The organism is Romboutsia lituseburensis DSM 797, from assembly GCF_900103615.1.
GTDB classification, from domain to species: domain Bacteria; phylum Bacillota; class Clostridia; order Peptostreptococcales; family Peptostreptococcaceae; genus Romboutsia_F; species Romboutsia_F lituseburensis.
Genome location: NZ_FNGW01000002.1, coordinates 236,389 through 256,398 on the forward strand (window position 1 = coordinate 236,389; position 20,010 = coordinate 256,398).

General features: G+C 28.5%; 20 protein-coding genes. 5 read left to right on the plus strand and 15 right to left on the minus strand.

What is annotated here, in order from left to right:
* Positions 1-225: 225 nt before the first annotated feature.
* From BLP75_RS04275 to BLP75_RS04285, 3 genes are all read right to left on the minus strand, one after another.
* Positions 226-762, minus strand: a complete 537-nt coding sequence (locus BLP75_RS04275) for a hypothetical protein (RefSeq protein WP_092724155.1) — start codon at positions 760-762, stop codon at positions 226-228.
* Positions 763-1,440 (minus strand): hypothetical protein, encoded by a 678-nt coding sequence (locus tag BLP75_RS04280; protein ID WP_092724157.1) that lies wholly within the window; start codon positions 1,438-1,440, stop codon positions 763-765.
* Positions 1,441-1,509: 69 nt separating this feature from the next.
* A complete protein-coding gene (locus BLP75_RS04285; RefSeq protein WP_170139153.1) occupies positions 1,510-2,181 on the minus strand; it encodes a PspA/IM30 family protein in 672 nt (223 codons plus the stop codon).
* A gap of 246 nt (positions 2,182-2,427) precedes the next feature.
* On the opposite strand from BLP75_RS04285, the gene BLP75_RS04290 reads away from it, so the two are divergent.
* Entirely contained in the window at positions 2,428-2,952 is a 525-nt protein-coding gene (locus BLP75_RS04290; RefSeq protein WP_092724161.1) for a 2'-5' RNA ligase family protein, read from the plus strand.
* Positions 2,953-2,995: 43 nt separating this feature from the next.
* On the opposite strand, the gene BLP75_RS04295 is transcribed toward BLP75_RS04290, so the two are convergent.
* From BLP75_RS04295 to BLP75_RS18085, 11 genes are all read right to left on the minus strand, one after another.
* On the minus strand, positions 2,996-3,703 hold the full coding sequence (locus BLP75_RS04295; RefSeq protein ID WP_092724706.1) for an MIP/aquaporin family protein: 708 nt from the start codon (positions 3,701-3,703) through the stop codon (positions 2,996-2,998).
* A gap of 49 nt (positions 3,704-3,752) precedes the next feature.
* Positions 3,753-4,913, minus strand: a complete 1,161-nt coding sequence (locus tag BLP75_RS04300; protein ID WP_092724163.1) for an iron-containing alcohol dehydrogenase — start codon at positions 4,911-4,913, stop codon at positions 3,753-3,755.
* 39 nt (positions 4,914-4,952) lie between these two features.
* Positions 4,953-5,378, minus strand: a complete 426-nt coding sequence (locus BLP75_RS04305; RefSeq protein WP_092724165.1) for a GlcG/HbpS family heme-binding protein — start codon at positions 5,376-5,378, stop codon at positions 4,953-4,955.
* Between the two features lie 11 nt (positions 5,379-5,389).
* A complete protein-coding gene (locus BLP75_RS04310; protein ID WP_092724167.1) occupies positions 5,390-5,746 on the minus strand; it encodes a glycerol dehydratase reactivase beta/small subunit family protein in 357 nt (118 codons plus the stop codon).
* 10 nt (positions 5,747-5,756) lie between these two features.
* Complete coding sequence (locus BLP75_RS04315) at positions 5,757-7,574, minus strand: diol dehydratase reactivase subunit alpha (RefSeq protein ID WP_092724169.1); 1,818 nt, start codon at positions 7,572-7,574, stop codon at positions 5,757-5,759.
* 14 nt (positions 7,575-7,588) lie between these two features.
* On the minus strand, positions 7,589-8,011 hold the full coding sequence (locus BLP75_RS04320) for a diol dehydratase small subunit (protein ID WP_092724171.1): 423 nt from the start codon (positions 8,009-8,011) through the stop codon (positions 7,589-7,591).
* A 19-nt stretch (positions 8,012-8,030) separates the two neighbouring features.
* On the minus strand, positions 8,031-8,594 hold the full coding sequence (locus tag BLP75_RS04325) for a propanediol/glycerol family dehydratase medium subunit (protein ID WP_092724173.1): 564 nt from the start codon (positions 8,592-8,594) through the stop codon (positions 8,031-8,033).
* Positions 8,595-8,607: 13 nt separating this feature from the next.
* Entirely contained in the window at positions 8,608-10,272 is a 1,665-nt protein-coding gene (locus BLP75_RS04330) for a propanediol/glycerol family dehydratase large subunit (RefSeq protein ID WP_092724175.1), read from the minus strand.
* Positions 10,273-10,447: 175 nt separating this feature from the next.
* On the minus strand, positions 10,448-11,434 hold the full coding sequence (locus BLP75_RS04335; protein ID WP_092724177.1) for a PocR ligand-binding domain-containing protein: 987 nt from the start codon (positions 11,432-11,434) through the stop codon (positions 10,448-10,450).
* A 245-nt stretch (positions 11,435-11,679) separates the two neighbouring features.
* Entirely contained in the window at positions 11,680-11,871 is a 192-nt protein-coding gene (locus tag BLP75_RS04340; protein ID WP_092724179.1) for a DUF1450 domain-containing protein, read from the minus strand.
* 208 nt (positions 11,872-12,079) lie between these two features.
* Positions 12,080-12,223 carry a hypothetical protein gene (locus BLP75_RS18085; RefSeq protein ID WP_170139154.1) on the minus strand — a complete coding sequence of 48 codons (144 nt, stop codon included), beginning with the start codon at positions 12,221-12,223 and terminating at the stop codon, positions 12,080-12,082.
* 225 nt (positions 12,224-12,448) lie between these two features.
* Between BLP75_RS18085 and typA the strand changes: the two genes are divergently transcribed.
* Entirely contained in the window at positions 12,449-14,272 is a 1,824-nt protein-coding gene (gene typA / locus BLP75_RS04345) for a translational GTPase TypA (protein ID WP_092724180.1), read from the plus strand.
* A gap of 581 nt (positions 14,273-14,853) precedes the next feature.
* Positions 14,854-15,945, plus strand: a complete 1,092-nt coding sequence (locus BLP75_RS04350) for an NAD(P)H-dependent flavin oxidoreductase (RefSeq protein ID WP_334292576.1) — start codon at positions 14,854-14,856, stop codon at positions 15,943-15,945.
* Positions 15,946-16,173: 228 nt separating this feature from the next.
* On the opposite strand, the gene BLP75_RS04355 is transcribed toward BLP75_RS04350, so the two are convergent.
* Positions 16,174-17,304 carry an aldo/keto reductase gene (locus BLP75_RS04355; protein WP_092724182.1) on the minus strand — a complete coding sequence of 377 codons (1,131 nt, stop codon included), beginning with the start codon at positions 17,302-17,304 and terminating at the stop codon, positions 16,174-16,176.
* Between the two features lie 475 nt (positions 17,305-17,779).
* Between BLP75_RS04355 and BLP75_RS04360 the strand changes: the two genes are divergently transcribed.
* Both BLP75_RS04360 and BLP75_RS04365 read left to right on the plus strand, forming a co-directional pair.
* A complete protein-coding gene (locus BLP75_RS04360; protein WP_092724184.1) occupies positions 17,780-18,715 on the plus strand; it encodes a magnesium transporter CorA family protein in 936 nt (311 codons plus the stop codon).
* Between the two features lie 305 nt (positions 18,716-19,020).
* Positions 19,021-20,007 (plus strand): calcium/sodium antiporter, encoded by a 987-nt coding sequence (locus tag BLP75_RS04365; protein ID WP_092724186.1) that lies wholly within the window; start codon positions 19,021-19,023, stop codon positions 20,005-20,007.
* The last annotated feature ends 3 nt before the right edge of the window (positions 20,008-20,010 follow it).

Genomic DNA, 20,010 nt, shown 5'->3' on the forward strand with positions numbered 1-20,010 from the left:
TCTCCTTTCTTTAAAAAGATATTTCATTAATACCCTATAAGGGTATATTAAAACATTTATTTTATTTAATCAAGGATTTTTTTATTTTCTACGTTGCTTATATATAATATTATTATTAAATAAATAATTTTTTATAAGATATTATTCATAATTTAAAAACTTATAGTTTATTGGTGTTGTAAAAATCCCCCTTATATGAAGTATGCTTCTATAAGGGGGATTCTTTTATCTTCTTCTGCTTCTTATTATATCTATAATTATATATAAAATCACTAAAACTGTTATAACCATTACTGCTTTCATTATCCATGAACTTGTTCTAAACCCATACATCATTCCATAAAATGGATTAGAGAATCCATAAAAGTTTCCTGATATAGGTCTACTTTTTCTAGGATAATTGTCATAGTCATCATATGTGTTATATTTTTTATTATCATATGTTTTATTATTGTTATTTGGTTTTGTTGAGAAGCTTCCTGAATCTGGTTTTATACTACTTCCAGGAGAATTACTAGATCCTTTATTTGGCTTTGTTGAAAAACTACCTGAATCGGGCTTTATAGTTGTGGATTTTGGCGTTGAAAAACTCTTAGTACTTCCACCTGATCTGAATCCACCTGATTTTGGAGCTGCTTCAACCAAATAAAATATATTACCTTGCGAATATGAATTTTCTAGTAAAAATATATTAAATGACGAAATAGATAAAAACAGTACTAAAGCTAAAAGGGGTATTAATTTTATCTTTTTATTTTTCATTTATACTTTTAATCCTAATTTTATAAATTTTTCATTTAATCTTACTAGTTCACCTTGATTGTCATCATTAATAACAGAATCATAATATTCTTCCCCTTTAAACTTCGAATATTTTAATATATGTTGATTATCATAATCTTTGCTATCTATTAAATAAACATATCTATTAAAATTTCCTTCTGTATCTTTTTCAACTAAATACCCAGCAACATTAAATATAAACTCTTCATCTTGGTTGTAAAGAGTTACTGTTTCACTTGTTTTTGTAAATAAATCACTTGATTTGTTACATTCATATACATATTCTTTTTCTCTACAATTTAAGCATCCGTTCATTCTACATTCACTTACGCAATTCTTACACTTACAGTTTATACATTTTTCAAGTTTATTTATATTATTTTTTTTATCAGTTGTCATGTACTCATGTATTTTATTATCTATATTTTTTTCTTTATTGATTAGTTTTTTTAAAAAATTCTTCTCCATTTTACTTTCAATTTCTAATTTATCTAAAAAATTCATATAATCTTTTAATTCCTCTACTTTAGATACAAACGTTCTTTTTTTAATTTCGCTTTCATCTAGCATTTGTCTTAAGTCATCACAAGCAAACATCATATCTGAATATGTTTTTTTATATTTATTTTTTTCTTGTTCTATTAGTTCATTTCCCATAATTTACCTCCTTCATTTTGTCTTTAAAAAGGTAGATAGCTATTTACTATCTACCTTTATATACTTAAATTATTTTTTCATTTCTTCCTTTATCCTTTGTAATTCTTCTTCTACTTTATTATCAGCTGATGGTGAACTTTTTATATATTCATCTAATAGTTCATCTTCATTTTTAGGTTTTAAATCTTCTAATGCTTTACCATAGCTTTCCTTTTGTGCAACTTTCTTTTCTAATTCATCTAGATTTATTCCATGATCATCACTAAGACCTGCTAATGTTTCATTTATTTCATTGTTTATATCAGCTACATCTATTCTAGTTGCTAATTCTTGCTTTTTAGACTTCATTTTAGATATTTCAATTTCTAAATCTTGTATTTTATTTTTTATAAGTTGGATTTTCTCATCTTGCTCTTTTATTCTTAAGTCAGTATTATTTAGTTTATCTTCTAACTCTAATTTTTGTTTTACAAAACTTTGAGCTTTTTCAGTGTCTTCTTTTAATATGGCTGCTTTAGTAGCTTCTTCGTACTTATTAATTTTTTCTTGTATTTCTTTCTTTTCATTTCTAATACAGTCTACTGATGCTATAAAATTTGCACATTGTTTTTTAGCATCTTGTAATAAATTTTCTTTCTTTACTATTGATAATTCTAACATTTCTATAGGGTTTTCATACTTATCTAGTGCTTTATTAGCCTTTGCATCTACTACATTTTTCAATCTTTTAAAAAATCCCATTATATATACCATCCTTTTATATTGTTTAGTCTTGGTTTAACGCATTAATTTTTTGTTTAGTATTATTATAATATAATTATCAAGAATTTTACACATAAAGTCTATATTGATATACTTAGTATATTATATTAATCTATTAACCATATTAATATTAGTTTCCTAAAAAAGCTATATTTTAAATATTATTACAATAGAGATTAAAGCTATACTCTTTTTATTATTTTTTTAAATTATACGGAGGTATTCATGAGATATGTAATTGTAAGTGTGGTCAAAGGTGATGCAGGAGATTTTAATAACAATTTAAGAAAAGATGTTTTAGAAAAATTTAAAGCTCGTTCTTCTAAACTTCCAGCTCATTTTACTATAAAATCACCATTTGAATGTGAGAATATAGATGAGCTAGAAAGTGCATTAGATGAATTTTCTAAAACTCATAATTGTGAAAAATATCATATAAAAAATTATGACCATTTTGATGATAGGGTTATATTTATGAATGTTATTATGAGCCCTAATGCTAAAAAAGTTCATGATGAATTAATTGATATATTAAATAAAATAGATTATATTAATTTCAATAAAGAAGATGGTAAAAACAAAATTTTTCATGTAACTATAAGCTCGAAAAAGATACAAAAAATATATAGTGAGCTTTGGCATTATGTTCATAAATTTAAATGTGATTTTGATTGTATGTTTGATAATATATGTATTTATAAATGGATAGATAATACATGGGTATTACATAATGAATATTTATTAAAGTAAAAAAGTATATCTCAATATAAATTTATTGAGATATACTTTTTATCTAAAATATCATATTGTATGTAAATGCTGCCACTATAGCTCCACATATCGGTGCTATAACTGGTATTAAAGCATAACCCCAATCAGAATCTCCTTTTTGAGGTACTGGTAATAAAAAGTGTACAAGTCTTGGTCCTAAGTCCCTAGCAGGATTTATAGCATAACCTGTTGGACCTCCTAAACTTAACCCAATTCCCCAAATTAATATTCCAATAGCAATTGGACTTATTCCATCAGCTAATTTAGATGCACCTATACCTAAAATTGCAAACATTAATACAAATGTCCCTACAAATTCAGTTATAAAGTTTAACTTTAAGTTTCTAACAGCTGGTCCTGTACAAAATACTCCTAATTTAGTTGATTTATCATCTGTTGATTTAAAGTGATCATAGTATAAAACTAATACAAGGGCTGCACCTATAAATGCCCCTATAAATTGCGCTATTAAGTACATAGGAACATCTGCCCAATCAAAGCTACCTATCGATGCTAATGCTATTGTCACAGCTGGATTAAAGTGTGCTCCACTTATGCTTCCAAACATAAATACAGGTATAGCAACTGCAAATGCCCATCCTGCAGTTATTGCTATAACACCGCCATTTTCTCCTTTAGTCTTTTTAAGTATTACGTTTGCAACAACTGCATCTCCTAGTAATACTAATATCATTGTTCCTATTAATTCTGCAAAAAAACTTGTATTCATCTTTTCCCCCATAAAATTCCCCTCTCATCACTGAAAGGGGACACCTATATTAATATGCTGATTTAAATATATTTACTATGTCTTTTTCATTTCCTTTTCTTGGATTACTGAAAGCATTTCCATCTTTAAGAGCCATCTCAGCCATATATTCGAAATCTTCTTCTTTTATACCCATTTCTTTTAATGAAGTTGGTATACCTATATCTTTAGATAGTCTAAACATTGCATCTATAGCTTTTTCAGCAGCTTCGTGTACTGATAACCCAGCGATATTTTCTCCCATAAATTCTGCTATGTCAGCAAATTTTTGAGGATTTGATATTACGTTGTATTTACAAACATGAGGTAATAACATTGCATTAGCTACACCATGTGGCATATCATATAATCCACCTAATTGATGCGCCATCGCATGAACATATCCTAAGTTACCGTTGTTAAATGCCATACCTGCTAATAATGAAGCATATGCCATATTAGTTCTAGCTTCTATATTGTCTCCCATAGCTACAGCTTGTCTTAAGTTGTTTGCTATTAATTTTATAGATTGTATAGCAGATGCATCTGTTACAGGGTTAGCATCTTTAGAAACATAAGCTTCTACTGCATGAGTTAATGCATCCATTCCTGTAGCTGCAGTAAGTCCTGCTGGTTTTCCAACCATTAATTCTGGATCATTGAAAGATACTAATGGTAAGTTTCTCCAGCTAACTATAACGTACTTAACTTTTGTTTTTGTATTAGTTATAACACAGTGTCTAGTAACTTCACTTGCAGTTCCTGCAGTAGTGTTTACAGCTATGATTGGAGGTAGTGCATTAGTTAATGTTTCTATTCCAGCATAATTGTATAAATCACCTTCATGAGTTGCAGCTATTCCTATACCTTTACCACAGTCATGAGGAGAACCTCCACCTACTGTAACTATCATATCACAATTTTCTTCTTTAAACATTTTTAAACCTTCAGCTACATTTGTATCTTTTGGGTTTGGTTCAGTTCCATCATATATTACAACTTCAAGTCCTGCTTCATTTAAGTATTTTGCAGTTTGTTCTACTGCTCCATTTTCTTGATTTCTTAAAAATTTATCTGTAACTATTAAAACTTTCTTTCCACCTAACATTTTAGCTCTTTCACCAATAACTTTTAAACATCCTGGTCCCATAAAGTTTACACTTGGTACTAAATAATCATACATTCTACTCATTTTATATTCCTCCAAAATTTATAATAATATTTTTATTTTTTATTTATGAAAAGCATCAACAGCAGCTTGTGCTATTAACATATCTTCTTCTACTGTTCCACCACTTACACCTACTGCTCCTACAACATTACCATCTACTATTATTGGTAGACCTCCACCAAAAGGTACTATTCTTGCATTATTTGTAAGTTGAAGCCCATATAAAGATGCTCCTGGTTGAACTGCATCTACTATTTCATGAGTTCCTTGCTTTAAGCAAGCTGATGTAAATGCTTTATTTATTGATATATCTATGCTTGTTACAAAAGCATCTTCCATTCTATGCATTAACATAAGGTTTGCACCTTTATCAACTGCAGAAATTACTACTGGAACATTTATTTCTAAAGCCTTTTCCTCTGCTGCTTTAGCCATTACTTTAACTATTTCTAAACTTAATTCCTTAAATTCATTTAGCTTTTTCATAGGTGTACCTCCTAAATTTTTTTAAGTTCAATACCTTTAACTAATCTAGCTGCATTAGCACCTATATTCCTTAATCTACTATAATCTTTATTCATTTTTATAGTAATCAAAGGACTATTTGGATCTAACTTGCTTGTAGTTAAAGCTATTGACTTTTCATTTATTCCAATTCCTACTCCTAATTTAGACTTTAAAGATGCCTCATGGCTTAGAATATTTAAAGCATCATCATTTTTAACTTCTACTTTATAAGGAATACCTTCTTCTTCAATTCCCCATAAAACTTCTTTAAAATCTTCTATATTCACATCTTCACTGTGAATTACATAAACACTTGGTGTGTCTAAATCATAACTTCTTATAATCATAGTAAACTCCTTAGTTAGAAGATAGTATAAGCCCTGTTGCTACAGCATTTCTTGGACCTTCTGTACCTCTTATATTTCCTCTACCTGCAACAACACCATAATGAGCTAATGAATCCGTTATAAGTTGTGGTACTTCAAAGTCTAAAGATGATCCTCCAACTAATACTACAAACTCTATATCTCTAATGTTTCCTGTAGGAGAAACTACACTAAGAGCTCTTAAGCAATTTGTAACAAATACTTTTTCTTTTGCTTGTCTTCTTATGTTTTTTATTTTTTCAACTGAGTTTTGACCATCTATTGGTATTAACTCCTTGTCTTTTATAATTACTACCTTTGCAAATACTGATGGATCTAGTGGTTTTTCAAAGAATTCAACACTACCATCTTCATGTCTTATGTTAAACAATGACTCTACTTTAGCTAAAGAGTATTTTTTAATATCTTCAGCTGTTGAAAAATCATCAAGACCAAGCTCTGATTTTATAAGCATAGTTACCATGTTTCCAGCACCTGCTAAGTGTATAGACTTTATTTCACCTTGCTTATTGATTATTGAAGCATCAGTTGACCCTGCACCCATATCTAGTATTGCAAGAGGAGCGCTAGTTCCTGGAGTTGTTAAAGCGCCTTTGATTGCAACATCAGCTTCAACTCCACCAACTTCTACTTTTATATCTAACATACTTTCTAATTCTTGAGCTATAATTTGCATTTGAAGTTTATCAGCTTTAACCATAACTGCTATGCCTACAGCATTTTCCATAGAAAATTCTTTAGCAAGTCCACCTTTTACGTTTTGTGGAGTAAATGTATCTACTGCTAATAAATCTTGAATCTTTATATCTGAGATGTTTTGATTAGTAAGTTCACTCATTACTTGTCTTACTCTTTCAATCATACCTCCTACATTTGTTCCAGATTCTCCTTTTATATCTTCAATTGGTAAACTTATGTTCACTGAATCCATTATTTTCTTTGCACCTTCATCAACATCAACAGTTTCTTTTCTTCTTTCACCTTCAATAATTATTTTTCCAGCAGGTATTTTCTTTTCTTTTACATCACCTTTTGGAGTTTTTATAACTACTGCAGATCTATTCCCTATAAGTGCTCTTGATATAGGAACTATCATTTTAGTTTCATCAGAAGTTAAGTTAAATACTGTTGCTATTCCATATGGATTAGAAAGTTTATCAATGACTTTTCCAGGTGTTGCTACCTCTACTGCACAAAGCATGTTTAAAGGAACTTTTTCTAATAAAGTAACTTCATCTACTATAGGTATACTTTTGTTTAATCTATTATTAATTAAAACAGCATCATCTCTTTGTACTATTGCACCAGCTATTTTTATACCATTTTCAACTGCATGATTTATTCTAAATGCCGCCTCTAAGAAATTCATATCACTTAGTATTAATGGAATATAACTTTCATCTAAAGCATCTTCTTTTAATAACTCTAAATCTTTTATGTTTATAGTTTTTCCCGTTCCTAGCCCTTCTCCACCAGGTGTAGATGGATTATGGCCTATCATAGTTGATTCAGTTATTATTGTTTCAGTTATAGTTTCCATTGCAACATCTCCTATAACTGGAGCTGCTTCATTTATTCTTACTAAATCTAAGTCTTTCATTTGTAGGTTTGCATTTTTAAGCGCCATTTTTAATGATGAAATAACACCTGATATATTGTCTTTAGTCCCTTTTATTCCTGTAGTTGGAACTATGCCACTTGAAATAAACTCGCATTTATCAGAACTTACCTTTGCTATTGCTACTTCTGTGGTAGCATTTCCAATATCTACACCTGCTATTATTTTCATTTTTTACATCCTTTTTATTCTACTCTTAGTTTTTTTCTAGTTTCATATACTTGAGCTGCTTCTCTTATAAAATCTGCATTAACTTTAGCATTATATTTTTCTTCAAGTTCATCAGCTATTGTTAATAATTCTTCTTTAGTAGATCTAAAAGGTCTTAATGCATTATATATTTCTAATATTCTTTCATCAGGAACACTTATAAGCTCACCTGCTCTTCTAAAGTTTCTAGCTATTGCATCTCTTTTCATTTCTTCTGCTATTTGAGCTTGCATTTCTAGTGTTTCTTTAGATATTCTTATATCTTCAGGTTTTATTTGTCCTAACATAACGCTTTCTAATGTTATGTCATTTAATTTTTTACCTGTTGGTGTACTTATACTTTCAGGGATCTTAGTTGCTAAAGGATATTCTTTAGCAGTCATTTTAGTTAATTGCATGGTGTATCTCCTTTCTTAATTAGAATTTAACTTCTATTTGAACTGGTTTGCTATTTTCTACAATATGTTTAGTTTCTTTTATATGAAGTAATGCAGCTATTGCCATAAACTTCGGTCTTGCCATTTGGTCATTTCTAGTAGGCACTGGATTTGGTGATTCCCCTTTTGCATACTTTGCTGCATTTTTTCCTATTAATCTAAATGTTTCTAAATCTAACAGTGGAGCTTGTGGAAATAGTTCTATATTATTTAAAGGAAGTAAATCTTTTTGATGTATAATAGTTGTTCCTTTTGATTGAATACCTATTCCTATTCCTGATCCACTAAATTTTGCTGCATCATTTCCCATAAATGAAACATCTGAAGTTCTTAATACTCTAACTATACGAGCATGTAAACCTTCTTCTTCTATACCTGCTATAAGTTCTCTTAAAACTTCATCATGCTTTATTCCAACTATAGTTTTAGTTTGATGTTTAAAAAATGAAGGTCCTATTCCTATAACAACTTCATCTGATCTTGTTCCAACACTAGCTTCACCTATTTCTTCTATTTGAAGAGTTGGCATTACAAAATTTTTCATATATATTCGCCCCTTAATCTATATCTTCTGGTTTTATTACATTTGGTATATTCTTTATTTCATTCCATCTTTCTTCACTTAGTCTATATCCTGTTCCTGGACCTTTGTAATCATTTATATCATTAACTGCACTTATAACATCAAATTTTTCATCTAATATAGCTGATGTTTGTAAGTAGTCTCCTGTAACCCTTTGCTTTAACATGTTTAATATGTTTTGTGCTACATCATCAAATCCATGCTTACTTAATGCTTTAACTATATCTAATCCAGTTATTCTATTTTTTAGCATTTCTTCAGCTGCCTTTAAATCTTCAACTATATTTCTTTCTGGCATATCTTTACTTCCATGAGCATAAGTTGCTGCTTCTACTTCTTCATCAGTTACTGTTGGGAATCCTAATTCCTTAAATACTGCTTGAATAGCTCTTGCAGCTTTATTTCTTATTGCAACAGTTTCTTCTTCATTTACTGGTCTAAGTCCACCATCTACCATTAAGTCTCTTTGAAGTATATTGTAATCATCAAAATCTTCTGCATCAAAGTTTGAACCAGCAAACATATTGTCATAATTTGGAACTGCACTATATCCTGAGAATATAAAATCTGTTCCTGGTAACATTTGCATTAACGTTCTAGCTGTTCTTCTTATATCTGAATGAGAGAATGTTTGGTCATTTGCAGAAGCAACTTCTATATCTAGCATAGAAGCTATTAAGTTTTCAGCAAGTACTGCTCTTATTCCTGATGGAACCGCACCTGTCATACCTATACAACTAACTGCACCGTTTTGAAGTCCTTGAACTCCAGCACCTTTAGTTATATATATACATCTAGCTTCTAAATAAAGCATTGACTTGCCTTCAGCATATCCCATTAACGCTTCTGATCCTGTTCCTGATGTGTATCTCATTTTTAACCCTCTTGAAGCATAAGCTGATGCCAAGAAAGTTTTTGACCAAGGAGTATCATCTCCATCTGTAAATACTGATTCTGTACCATATACAGAAACGGTTTCAGCGTAGCTAGTAAGACCTCTCATACCTAAGTCAAGCTCAGTTGCTTCCTCAACAGAACATTGAGTTAAAACTCCTCCACGACCAACTTGAGAACCTATAAGTATAGCTAATGCATTGAATGGTGCATATCTAGTTATAGCAACAGTTGTTTCTTGCTCTGAGAAACCTCTTATTCCAGCTTCTGCAGCATCTGCAGCTATTTGAACTGGGTTATCTTTTAAATTTGTTACGTGGCATTGATTTGATGGTGTTTTTCTCGCACGCATTTTTTGCATTGCCATCATCATCTCTACAACATTCATATGTGATACTACTTCAACTATTTTAGCTGGTGTTATAGATGTACTAATATTTACTATTTCTTCTCTTCCTACATTTATATCTACTAATCTTCTAGCTATTTCTAAAGAATCTAAGTTCATATATTCTTCAGCTTTTTCTAAATTTATAGCATAATCTGCTATAAATCTATCTATCATGTCAAAATTTTCTCTTTGTTTATTATCTAATTCAACAACTCTTCCATTTTCTATTTTTATAGAAGGTTTAGGGTCATTAGGGCTATTCATTGCAATTAATCCTTCATCTGCCCATTCCCCAATAAGACCATCTTGGTTTACTGGACGTTTAGCTAAAGCTTCAAATCTTTTTGATTTCACTTTTCATTTCCCCCTCAAGTTATAATTTCGTTTTCCTTGTGATAATTTTAACTTGTTTTTTCATTAAATACATCTAAAAATTTTGTCTTTTTATATCAAATTTTAGTCTATTTTTTTATATAAAATAGGATTTTTTTGTCTTTTTGTTTTCAAATAAAAAAAATAGTCCTATTTTTTAAATAGAACTATCTTTTTTATTTAAATCTCTATATTTTTTAGGTGTCATGCCTTCTATTTTTTTAAATATCCTTATAAAATATCCGCAGTCTTCAAATCCTAAATCTATTGCTATATTATTTATTGGTTTATCTGTATTTATCAGAAGTTGCTTTGCTTTTATAACTTTTTTTTCATTCAAATATGCTACAAAATTAAGGCCTGTTTCTTTTTTAAATAACTTACTAAAGTAACATTGGCTTAAGTTACAAACAAATGATATTTTATCTAATGTTATATTCTCTTGAATGTTATCATCTATATATTCAATAGCTTTTATTATAGGTGATTCAATTTCCTCATCGTTAGTTTTTAAATTAACAATAGTGGCTGTTTTTTCATCATTTTCTATATTTATATCTATCTTATTTCCTTGCGTTAATTTATAATTAGCTTCATTTAATGACATTTTAAGTACTGCTTCTTCTACTATATACTTACTTATATGAAACATCATTTGAGAAATGGACTTTATTTTATTAAAGCTAACTTTTGGAAGTTTATTATACTCAGATTCTAGCAACTTTTTTGTGTTTTCATCTAAGTTGTAAAAATTTTTTTTAGCCATTACGATTTCTTCTAAGTCTACATTATTTTCATCTTCTACTAATATTTGACCTGCCATTACTGCACCTAAATATTGATTGTTTACTATTATAGGTACTGCAAAATCAACTAAACCTTTATGGCACTTATATATATATGCTTCTTTTATTCTTACAGATTCAAGACCACCCCTTGAATCACATTTTTCGCAAAGAATAGAATATTCTTCTATGTTCCTAATCATAGAACAAAATTTACTACAATTACTATGACTAGTAATAGGTTTTCCTTTGTAGTCCACCATTATTATTGCTATGTCTGTTGCTTTGGCTATATCATCTTGTATTTTTTGGAATGATTCTATATTTATTATTTCTTCTAATGATAATGTATTCTTCAATGTTCCACATCCCTTTTATTTTTAGCATTCTATATGAATTTTATAGTTTCATTATATTGCTATATTTAAAATTTTTCAATAATAATTAGACATCCAATGTTTTTAATGTCATAATTTAGCCACTTTATGTTCTTTTTTGTATTATTTATGTAGAAAGTTTATGATAAATATTTTTACCTATCATAAATACCTTAATATCAAAAAAGGTAAATTCTATTTTCAAGAATTTACCTTTTTATAATCTATTACTTTTTACACAGTTTAAAGAAGTCTTCTTCATTTTGTTTTATTACAAGTTCTCCATCTATTTTACCAACTGCTTCTTTAGAAAATGCTCTACAAGCTCCTATACATCCTGTTTTTACATTTTCTTCTCCTGCAATTTCTTTTAATTTATTTACATCTATATTAGAACAATATGGGCATACTCTTATCATGTTAAATCTCCTTTTGATTTTTAATTAATGTTATATAAAATTATACCCATAAAAAAAGCTATTAAACAAAGCTTTCTATTTTAATCTTAAAGTTAGTTTTAGATTACTTTCTTATATATATGTTTTTATTTTATATTGTGTTTTATAAAATTCTTTTAATTCCTTAAACTCTCCTTATTCACTATCATTTATATATAGTTTTTATAGTTTAACTGTCAATCATAATAAAAAAAGCTACTATTATAGGTATTAAAATAAATATAAATTTATATTTATTTTTTTTTATAATTTTGCCATATTTTTTCTCTAACTTTCTTTTTCTGAATGAAATTACGTTTGATGCATTTTTCATTTCTACCCCTTTTCCCCCTTGATTAAAACATTTTCCTTTTCAATTACATTATAGCTTATGCAATATTTGGTATCAATCGGCTTTAAAAGTTTTTTTTCTACATAAAATATATTATCAAAAATATTTAGACAGCTTTTTGATTTTACCTACATAGTATCTTGTATACACACCTATACTATGTTATACTTAATCAGTTATTTTAAATCGAAAGGAGCAACAAATATAATGACAAATGAAAATAAAATCATAAATATCGCCGTTATCGCCCATGTTGATGCTGGTAAATCAACTTTAGTTGACGCTTTCTTACATCAATCTGGAACATTCAGAGATAACGAAGTAGTAAAAGACTGTGTAATGGATAGTAACGACCTTGAAGCCGAAAGAGGTATAACAATATATTCTAAGAACTGTTCTATAAACTACAAAGACTACAAAATAAATATAGTAGATACTCCAGGACATAGTGACTTCTCTTCTGAGGTTGAACGTGTTATAAAGACTGTTGATACAGTTATATTACTAGTAGATGCTAGTGAAGGGCCAATGCCTCAAACAAGATTCGTTTTACAAAAATCTTTAGAAGCTGGACTTAGACCAATATTATTCATAAATAAGATAGATAAACAAGATCAAAGAGCTGAAGAAGTTGTTGATGAGGTATTCGACTTATTCGTTGACTTAAATGCAACTGATGAGCAATGTGAATTCCCTATAATATACGGTATAGCTAAACAAGGTATAGCTAAAAAAGAAATGGAAGATGAAAGTACTAACTTAGCTCCATTATTTGAAACTGTTGTTGAACATGTTGAAGCATACCCTGACTATAGTGAAGAACCTCTTCAATTACAAGTATCTGCACTTGCATATGATGATTATGTAGGTAGACTTGGTATAGGTAGAGTTTACAAAGGTACTGTTAAAAATGGTTCTCAAGTTTCTATATGTAAGGCTGACGGATCAGTAGCTAGAGGAAGAATAGCTAAGCTTACAGTATATGAAGGATTAAATCAAGTTGAAAAAGATGAAGCTTATGCTGGTGATATAGTTGTTATAGCTGGTATAACTGATATATCTATAGGTGAAACTATATGTAATCCGGAAAATCCATTACCAATGGAATTAATACACATAGAAGAACCTACATTATCTATGAACTTCTTAGTTAATGATTCTCCATTCTGTGGAAAAAGCGGTAAATTCGTAACTACTAGACACTTAAAAGATAGATTAGATAAAGAATTAGAAGTTAACGTTGGATTAAAAGTTGAGCCAATGGATACTACTGATGGATACAGAGTATCTGGACGTGGGGAGCTTCACTTATCTATACTTCTTGAAAATATGAGACGTGAAGGATATGAAATAGGTGTTTCTAAGCCAGAAGTTTTATTCATAAAAGAAGACGGAAAATTATTAGAACCAATGGAAAGAGTTATAGTTAACTGTCCTGAAGTTTACTCAGGAACTGTTATAAATAAATTAAACTTAAGAAAAGCTATGATGGAAGCTATGGAAATAGAAGGTGATTATGTTAAAATAACATTCATCGCTCCAACAAGAGGATTACTTGGATACAGAAGTGAATTCATAAATGATACTCGTGGAGAAGGTTCTTTAGTTAGATCATTTGAAAGATACGAAGAACATAAAGGTGAAATGCCAGGAAGAACTAACGGAGTACTAATAGCTCAAACACCAGGTACAACTATGGCTTATGCTCTTAATGCTTTAAGTGAAAGAGCTCAAATGTTTGTTGATCCTGCTGTTGAAGTTTACGAAGGTATGATAATAGGTATGAACTCTAGAAAAGATGACATGACTGTTAACCCTTGTAAGAACAAGAAATTAACTAACGTTCGTGCTTCTGGTACTGATGATGCAGTAAAATTACAAGCTGCAAGAACATTCACTTTAGAAGAAGCTTTAGAATTTATAGACGATGATGAGTTAGTTGAAATAACTCCAGATGCTATAAGACTTAGAAAAAAATACTTAAACGAACATGATAGATTAAGATACAATAAGTCTAGACAAGGTAAATAATAAATCAAAAAGAACTATTATTCTTTAATAGTTCTTTTTTTATATAAAAATATAGATGCTAAAATTAGCATCTATATTTTTTCAATTTATGTTTATTATATAAGCATAAAGTCTATAACACATTTAACATTATACTTTACTATTATGACTTGAACTTATATATTTATTTTTTAGTTTATATCTGATCAGTTGTTACATCATCTAATACATGACTTTCCGTCAAGTAAGATAAAAATGTTAATCCATACATAACGAAAACTAATCCTGCTGTTATGAATACTATTCCCATTTCATTAATCCCTCCTTTTATTATTATTATATCCATTGCGTATGAAATTTTTATGAATTTTACTTGAATATTTATATATATTTACCAATTTTAAATTATATAGATTATTCCGTCTTATTATGCACGTCTTTTCTAAATTAAATACATTATATTACATTTATTAATTTAATTACCAGTTTAAATTTTGTAACTTTTTCATAAATTATTTTTTTATAAAAATATAACTATTCTTTTTTTAATATGTGTAGTATAATATTTTTAGTACCAGGTCATAATATCAAATATTATAATCATGTACTTGTATATTTTATATAAGGAGGCGATTATTATAAAGTCGTTACAAATTGGAGACTTAATTGCAAAAGTGCCTATAATACAAGGTGGAATGGGTGTTGGAATATCTAGATCATCTTTAGCATCTGCTGTAGCCCGTGCTGGAGGTGTTGGAGTTATTTCTGGTGTTCATGTAGGATATGATGAAGAAGACTTTGAAACAAATACTTTAAATGCGAATTTAAGAGCTTTAAAAAAGCATATTATAAAAGCTAAAGAAAATGCACCTAAAGGAATTATTGGTGTAAATTTAATGGTTGCTATGAATAATTATGAACAACATGTAAAGGAAGCCATCTCAGCTGGAGTTGATCTAATTATTTCAGGAGCTGGTTTACCAAGTAAATTGCCTTCTTTAGTTAAAGGTAGTAAAGTAAAGATAGCTCCTATTATATCTACATCTAAAGCATGTAAAGTTATTTTAAAAATGTGGGATAGAAAAGAAAAAATGACTGCGGACTTAATAGTTGTAGAAGGACCTAATGCTGGTGGTCACTTAGGTTACCATAAAGAAGAATTAAAAAATATGGACTCTATTGATTATGATAAAGAGTTTGTTGAAATATTAAAAGTAACTAAGGAATACGAAGAGAAATATAACAAAAAAATTCCAGTGGTTGCTGCTGGTGGTATTTTCACTGGTGAAGATGTTTTAAAATATATAAATCTAGGTGCTAGTGGCGTTCAAGTTGGTACAAAATTTGTAGCTACACATGAATGTGATGCATCACCAGAATTTAAAAATACCTATATAAATTCTAATAAAGAAGATATAAATTTAGTAATAAGCCCTGTTGGGATGCCAGGTCGTGCTATACACAATAAATTTATAGAAAAAGTTAGTGCAAATAGACCTAAAATAACTAAATGCTATAATTGTTTAATTCCTTGTAATCCTAAAGATACGCCTTATTGCATATCAGAAGCCCTTATAAATGCTGTTAAAGGTGATGTTGATAATGCATTGCTGTTTTGTGGTTCAAATGCTTATAAGGTAGATAGATTATATTCTGTCGATGAGGTTATAAGTGAATTAACTTGTAAATTATAGATATATAATTTTTTAGATTTTAGATTAATTATATTTAAACCTTAAACACTCCTAATCCTAAGGTTTATACCTTTTCATATCTAAAAAATTTATTATATACTAAATACATATTTAACTTTATTGCTCCAACCAATATAGTTATCAATTTATTAGTATATAAGTTTTTAATATCTTATAATTAATATCATACATAAAAAATAGAGCTAATATTAGCTCTATTTTTTGTATTTATTCAAAAAGTTCTCTCACGTCTTTTAACTTCTCTACTATATTTATATGTTGTGGACATTTTTGCTCACAAGCTCCACATTCTACACAATTAGATGCATCACTACCTTCACTAACCAAAAATCCATGATACATATCTTTTGCCTTTTTTGTATCGTTGAACATAGAAGAACTATTTAATAACTCAAAACATAACGGAATCTGAACACCTTTAGGACATGGTAGGCAGTACTTACAACCAGTACAATTTACTTTTATTTTTGATTTAAATTCTTTACTTAAGTCTTCTATAATCTGCTTTTCAATTTTAGTCATAGAGTTAGCATCACCTTGGCTGTCAACCGCTTTTATATTATCTATAACTTGCTCTAATGATGACATCCCACTAAGAACTACTGAAATTTCTTCTTTATCATATAAAAACTTAAATGCCCACTCTACTGCATTTTTTTCAACCGAAGAATTATTTATTATAGCGTTTATTTCATCACTTAGGTTATTTACTAAAGAACCTCCTCTTAATGGTTCCATTATTACAACTCCTAATCCTTTGTTATGAGCGTATAAAAGGCCTTCTGTTCCAGCTTGATACGTCTCATCTATATAATTATACTGTATTTGCACAAAATCCCACTCATAGTCGTCTATAATGTATTTAAATACATCTAATGTATCATGAAATGAGAATCCTACATATTTAACTAATTTTTGCTCTTTAATTTTTCTTATAAAATCAAATAAACCATTTTCTTTTAACCTACTATAGTCATCTTTATTTAAACTATGAATCAAATAAAAATCAATTTGTTTAGTTTGTAATTTTTTTAATTGTTCATTTATAAATTTATCCATATCTGCTCTTGTATTAACTGCCCATGATGGTAACTTTGTTGCTAATTTAATTTTTTCTCTATACCCATCTTTTAATGCCTTTCCTAAAAAAATTTCACTTTCTCCATTATGATATGGATATGCAGTATCTATATAATTTACCCCATTGTCAATTGCATACCTTATCATTTCTAAAGATTTTTCTTCATCTATTTTTCCATCTTGTTGAGGAAACCTCATACACCCAAATCCAAGTATTGAAACATCTTCTCCCGTTTTACCTAACTTTCTATATTTCATAAATATTCCTCCCCTAACATATGTATTATTTATATATTATTTTATATGTTTATAAAACAAAAGAATACTTATTTTAAAATAAATCATTATAATGTTAATATATAAATATTATGTAATTTAAGTTTATTATCATTATTGCATAACCAAATAAACTAAATCATTTTTTGCAATTTATTTTTTATAGAAAAAATATATATTTTATAAAAAAATATATTAAATTTAAAATCAATTCTTGATTTATATTTATTTACAATGTATCCTATTTAGAGAGTATATTTTTATACTAATTAAATATTTAATCATAGGAGAGTGATGGGAAATGGATCACAGTCCGTTGCGGAATGTGGAATTTAATAACTATCACTTATTATTATCTTAAAATGAACGATTTTTTTTATTTGATTATATAAATCGATCATTTAATAGATAATATTAGGTGATAAGATTTATAAAATTGAATAAAGGATGTGTTGCCATGATAAGATACTATAAAACTATTGACAACAAATTGGAAAAGCTAAATTCTTTCGAAAGTGGCTGTTGGATAAATCTTGTTGAACCTAATCAAAGTGAAATAAGTGAAATTGTTTCTTTACTAAATATAGATATTGAAAGTATTAAGTCTGCACTGGATGAGGAAGAACGTTCAAGAATAGATGTTGAAGATAATCATACACTTATACTTATAGATTTACCTGTAGATGAAAGTGATAGTAACTCTTCTCATTATTCAACAATACCTCTAGGTATTATAATAGGAGATGACTTTATTTTAACAGTTTGCTCTACTCAAACTAAAATATTAAATGATTTTATTGTAGGGCATATTAAAGACTTCTATACTTTTAAAAAAACTCGTTTCATACTTCAAATTCTCTATAAGAATGCAAGTTATTATCTATACTACCTAAGAAGAATAAATAAAATGACTTCTGTAATAGAAAGAGAAGTTACTAAATCTATGAAAAATAAAGAGCTTATACAGCTTCTAGAATTAGAAAAATCACTTGTTTATTTTTCTACCTCCTTAAAAGCTATTGAATTAGTTTTAAACAAGATGGTAAGAACTAATAGTATAAAAAAATATCCAGATGATGAGGACTTGCTAGAAGATGTTATAGTCGAAAATAAGCAGGCGCTAGAAATGGCTACTATATACGGTGATATATTAAGTCGAGTAATGGATGCGTTCAGTGCCATTATTAGTAACAATCAAAATAATGTTATGCAGTTTTTAACTTCTGTTACATTAATAACTACTATACCAACTATAGTTTCAGGCTTTTTCGGAATGAACGTAGGCGGTATTCCATATGGTAATGATATAAACGGATTTTGGATTGTAATGTTAATTACTACTTTAATTTGTTTAGTAGTTACGTTTTTCATGTCTAGAAATAAGCTATTATAAATTTTATTATATTTATACAATATGCCTATAAAATATTATTTACTAAGTAACAGTATTATTTATATAAATATTTATTTTTTATTGCAAAATTTTCTATTTAATATTACAATGATATTATAATTAAATTAATTCCCTGAAGGGGAGTAGCTTACCACATACAAGTGTGGATAATCAGTCGTCATTTCAGTGTAATACACTCGGTTGATTAAGCAAGTTTATACTTGAAAGCAAGACCTTCAAAGCAGATATTTATCTGTTTTGGGGGTTTTTTTAATGTATTATACTAAAATATGCGGAGGTTTATTATGAATTATATTTTATTAATACTTGGGTTTTTCTTACTCATTAAGGGGGCTGATTATTTTGTTGATGGTTCATCTAGTATAGCAAAGGTTTTAAACATACCTCCTATTATAATAGGTCTTACTATTGTCGCTTTTGGAACTAGTGCTCCAGAAGCAGCTGTCAGCATTACAGCTTCTTTAGATGGACAAAATGGAATGGCTATGGGGAATGTTATTGGATCTAATATATTTAATGTGCTTATGGTAGTAGGGGCTGCTGGATATGTTAAAACACTACATGTTGAAAAATCAATACTTTCTAAAGAGTTTCCTTTTTTATTGTTCACTTCAATATTAATTGTTTTTCTAACAGGTGATTCTTTATTTAGAAATAATTCAGTTAATATTTTAAGTAAATTTGATGGTATCATATTACTAATTTTATTTTGTTTATTTTTTTACAATTTAATAAAAACTGCTTTAAAATCTAGAGATGAATTTACGGAGGTAGAAAATTTCATCTCAATAGATTCCGATGCTATTTCATATAGTATAGATCAACCATTATACAAATCTATATTTTATTCAACTTTCGGTATGATTGCGATAATAATTGGGGGTAAATTAGTTGTTTATTGTGGATCGTATATAGCATCTACATTCGGTATTAGTGATAAATTAATTGGACTTACTATTGTTTCTATAGGAACTTCATTACCTGAATTTATAACATCTATCATAGCTGCTACAAAAGGGGAAAGTGATATAGCCCTAGGCAATGTTATTGGATCTAATATATTTAATATACTTTTTGTGCTAGGTGCATCTTCTGTTATATCTCCTATAACTGTACAAAATGGACTTTTATTAGATGGGATATTTATGATAATAGTTACTCTTATAACATACATATTTGCTTCTAGAAAAAAAGATGTAAATAAAATTGAAAGTTTAACTCTTATTGGTCTTTACTTGTTTTACATGGCTTATTTAATCATGACAGCTTAATAT